The organism is Mesorhizobium sp. M2A.F.Ca.ET.039.01.1.1 (genome assembly GCF_003998035.1).
GTDB lineage: Bacteria > Pseudomonadota > Alphaproteobacteria > Rhizobiales > Rhizobiaceae > Mesorhizobium.
Genome location: NZ_RZRY01000602.1, coordinates 1 through 3,838 on the forward strand (window position 1 = coordinate 1; position 3,838 = coordinate 3,838).

A 3,838-nucleotide genomic window follows, 5' to 3' on the forward strand; every position below is an offset into this window, starting at 1 on the left:
CTTCCAGGACATGCTGGCGCGCTCGGCCAGCCTGATCGTGGCGGCGGTCAATGGCGCCGCGCGCTCGCACCTGCCTGTGCTGCCCGAACCGCCATCCGGGGCGTCGTCCCCGCCCATGCCACCGGCCACGAAGCTCGGCGTGCGGGCCGCCAAGGCCATGGCGCGGCGCATCGTCCAGCAGATCTATCATCTGTGCTACAACGCCCCGCACTGGCGGGTCGGCTGGCGCCAGACCGGAGGCAGCGACCTCTACGAACTGCGCGCCCATCCGCAATCGGGCTGGCGCGACCTGGCTGACGACGGCAGCCGCTTCTACGCCGACCCGTTCCCGGTGCTTTACCGCGGCCAGGTGACGCTGTTCGTCGAGGACTACATCCACCGCACCGGCAAGGCGATCCTGTCGGCGGTGGCTTTCGGGCCGAACGGACCGGCAGGCACCCCGAAGCCGGTGCTGGAACTGCCCTACCACCTCTCCTACCCCTTCGTGTTCGAGCGCGACGGCGAGATGTGGATGGTGCCTGAAAGCGGCGCCAACCGCAGCGTCGATCTCTACCGCGCCAGCGCCTTCCCGGGCGGCTGGGTCAAGGAAGCGACGCTGTTGTCGGACATCGTCGCCAGCGACGCCACGCTCACCGAGCATGGCGGGCGCTGGTGGATGTTCGCCACCGTGCGCGACGGCGGCGGCGCTTTCTCGGACCAGCTGCATCTGTGGTCGGCGCCGGTTTTCCGCGGGCCGTGGACGCCGCATCCGAAGAACCCGCTGCTGATCGACATCGCCTCCGCGCGCCCCGCGGGCCGCATGGTGAGCCGCGGCGGGCAGCTGCTGCGTCCGGTGCAGGATTGCCGCAGGAGCTATGGCGCCGCGCTCGGCATCGCGCGGGTCACGCGCCTCGACGACACCGGCTTCGAACAGGTCGTCGAGACGATCCTCAATCCCGGCGCCGGCTGGGCCGGCCGCAAGCTACACACACTCAACGAAGCGGGCGGGCTGGAATTCATAGATGGTTCGGCAATGGCGCCGCGCTGGAAGCAGCGGCGGGAGAGCATGCCCTCGGGCCTTGGAGACAAGCAATGAGCACCACCGAGAACCGCGAAACGCCCGCAGCCCCGCCCGGCAGGACCGAGGCGGAAGTGGCGATCGTCGGCGCCGGGCTGGCCGGAACCGTTCTGGCGATAACGCTCGCCAAAGCTGGCCGCAAGGTGGCGCTGATCGATCCGCACCGTGTCCACCATGACGAATTCAGGGCCGAGAAAACCCGCGACGAACAGATGGGGCTGTTCGAGAAGCTTGGCCTCGGCTCGGTCTTCAGGTCGCTCTCCACGCCGATGACCGATCTCCATGTCTTCCGCTTCGGCCAGTTGTTCGAGCGCAAGCAGACCTTCGAATACGCCTTCTCCTACGCGCCGCTGGTCAACGGCATGCGCGCGGCGCTGCCTCCGGAAGTGCCGCTGACGGTGGGCAAGGTCGCCGAGGTGTCGACCGGACCGGACCGGCAGCGCCTGGTGCTCACCGACGGCTCGGTCATCGATGCGCGGCTTCTGGTGGTGGCCACCGGCTACAGCGAGGCGGTGCGGCGCGCCATCGGCGTCGAGCGCATCGAGGAATCGAAGGCGCATTCGCTGTCGATGGGGTTCGACCTGGCGATCACGCCGCAGGAATTCGGCCTCCAGTCCCTCACCTTCTACGCAAGGCGGGTCGCCGATCGCATTGCCTTTCTTACCATCTTCCGGATCGGCGAGCGGCTGCGGGCGAATATGTTCGTCTATCGGACCGTCGCCGATCCATGGGTGCGGGCGTTCCGCGAGAACCCGCAAAAGATGCTGCTGGACCTGATGCCGGAGATCGCCCAGCGATGCGGCAACTTCGCCGTCGCCAGCGAGGTCGAGGTGCGACAGGTCAGCCTGACGACGACACGGGGCCATCGCCGCGACGGCGTGGTCTTCATCGGCGATGCGTTCGCCACGACCTGCCCGGCGCAAGGCGACGGGATAAACCGCGTGCTAACCGATGTCGATTGCCTCAGCTCCACGCATATCCCCGCCTGGCTCGAGACGCCCGGCATGGCGGCCGACAAGATCTGCGCCTTCTATGACGATCCGATCAAGGTCGCGGCCGACACCAGGGCCCTGCGCGCCAGCATCTATGCCAAGCGCATCACCACCGAGACAGGGCTGGAATGGCGCCTGCGCCGCCTGCGCAACAACACCGCGCGGCAGTTGATGGTCTTTAGCCGACGGATCCGCGAAGCGGGAAAACCGGCCGAGCCGCGCGCGGCGTGAGAGGGGGCGCTGCGCCGCCGGGCGGGCCTTGGGCACGTCATCGTGACTGAGCTTACGAATCCGTAAGTCGCATCCCTGGCGATGCCCGCTTAAACCAAAGGTGAGCAGTGTCTCGTGCTCGGCGGGACAGCGTCTCATCAATGGCCCGCTGCCGCCTCTATCGGTCCGGCAGCGGGCTATCGAGCAGCAGGATCGTTTGCGCCGCCCGTGATAGCCGCTTGAACGCCCGAAAGGCGCCGCCCGGATCCGCGCTTTCGGCGCGCCCGGGGGTTGGCCGCGCACCGCGCTTCGCCCTATCTTCGGATGGAAACGAGGACCAAGACCATGACCCGCATCCGGGCGATGACGAGGAACGATCTTGCCGATGTGTCGCGGCTGCTCGGCCAATCCTGGCGGCGGACCTACGCGCCGATCATGGGCGACGAGACCGTGGCCCGGCTCTCCGACGAAAGGCACGCGCCGGACCAGCTTGCGCAAGAACTGGAAGACGAGGACAAGATGTCTTTCGTCGCCGAACGCGCCGACGGCTCGATCGCCGGCTATGCGATGGCGGCGATGGACGCCAAAGGCGACGTCACGCTGGAGCGGCTGCATATCGAGCCGCAGGCATTCGGCAGCGGGCTTGCGGTCGACCTTCTGCATGCCGTGCTTGCCGCCCATGCCGGCATCCCCTCGATCGCGCTGGAGGTGATCGAAGGCAACGACCGCGCGATCGCCTTCTACCGCAAGCACGGCTTCGAAGTGGTCGAGCGCCGGGAAGCCGCCCACGGCGTCCGCGGGCACGCCTCGCTGATCATGCGCCGCATGCTGCCGAGGGCTTAGAGACGGCGGCAATGGCCGCTGCGTTGACGCAAACGCTCTGGTCTATCGACGACCTTTGCGAGAAGATGGACGCCGTTGCGCCGAAGCCGGGAAAGCGCGGTCCCCATAGGAAGCAGGAAAAGCGAGTTTCATGAAAGCGGAGTATAAGGGTCATAGGATTGTGGACGCCGATAAGCTCGCGTTCGATCTCTCCACATGGCGCCCGTCTGATCCAACTGATTTTTCGCTCACCATCGATTTTTATGCGGGAGAAGAGGGCAAAGAGGGCTCAGATGCCTTCACGGCCACGGTGTGTTCGCCGACATGGTTTCTTCGGTCCCACACAGAAGCAGTCTTTTCAGGTGAAAGCGTGATCTTCATGCGGACCTTCGATCACACTCAACTGGAAGAATTTCTCATCGCTCGATGCGCTTCGGCCAAAGGCAATAGCTGGAAGGAGATAGCCTGTGAGCTTTCGCGGGTCGGGCTATGGGAATTCGAATACAAGCTCTGAATTTCAAACTGGGAAACTACACGCTAGCGCGAATTTCGAACCAATCAATTAGATCGACATCAAGCAGCAGCTCGCATGCGCAGCGCCTGCATGACGCTGTCCTCGAACGCGCCTGGCGCTCTGCCCGCTTCGGCCAGTTGCGCTGCATCCCAGCTTCGGTTCAGGCTGCCATCGGCCATCAGCACCGCGCGATTACAAAGCGCCGGCACGGCTTCCACCACATGGGTCGACACGATCACGGCG

4 protein-coding genes and 1 pseudogene are annotated in these 3,838 nt (G+C 65.7%); 4 read left to right on the forward strand and 1 reads right to left on the reverse strand.

What is annotated here, in order from left to right; genetic code table 11:
* The 4 genes from EOA24_RS30190 to EOA24_RS30205 all read left to right on the forward strand — a co-directional run.
* Nucleotides 1-1,075, forward strand: a 1,075-nt coding sequence (locus EOA24_RS30190) for a formyl transferase (RefSeq protein ID WP_127410389.1), incomplete at its 5' end; no start/stop codon positions are given.
* Complete coding sequence (locus tag EOA24_RS30195) at nt 1,072-2,280, forward strand: NAD(P)/FAD-dependent oxidoreductase (protein WP_126083317.1); 1,209 nt, start codon at nt 1,072-1,074, stop codon at nt 2,278-2,280. The genes EOA24_RS30190 and EOA24_RS30195, both read left to right, overlap by 4 nt.
* A 324-nt stretch (nt 2,281-2,604) precedes the next feature.
* On the forward strand, nt 2,605-3,102 hold the full coding sequence (locus tag EOA24_RS30200) for an N-acetyltransferase (RefSeq protein WP_126083318.1): 498 nt from the start codon (nt 2,605-2,607) through the stop codon (nt 3,100-3,102).
* 130 nt (nt 3,103-3,232) lie between these two features.
* Nucleotides 3,233-3,595, forward strand: a complete 363-nt coding sequence (locus EOA24_RS30205) for an Imm8 family immunity protein (RefSeq protein ID WP_126083319.1) — start codon at nt 3,233-3,235, stop codon at nt 3,593-3,595.
* A 59-nt stretch (nt 3,596-3,654) separates the two neighbouring features.
* Here EOA24_RS30205 and EOA24_RS30210 read toward each other — a convergent pair.
* Nucleotides 3,655-3,838: pseudogene (locus tag EOA24_RS30210) on the reverse strand (ABC transporter ATP-binding protein); the annotation flags it as partial.

What these genes read in the sequence shown, in the direction of transcription:
- EOA24_RS30195 (WP_126083317.1), top strand. Translation starts at nt 1,072, where the DNA reads ATGAGCACCACCGAGAACCGCGAAACGCCCGCAGCCCCGCCCGGCAGG.
- EOA24_RS30200 (WP_126083318.1), top strand. Translation starts at nt 2,605, where the DNA reads ATGACCCGCATCCGGGCGATGACGAGGAACGATCTTGCCGATGTGTCG.
- EOA24_RS30205 (WP_126083319.1), top strand. Translation starts at nt 3,233, where the DNA reads ATGAAAGCGGAGTATAAGGGTCATAGGATTGTGGACGCCGATAAGCTC.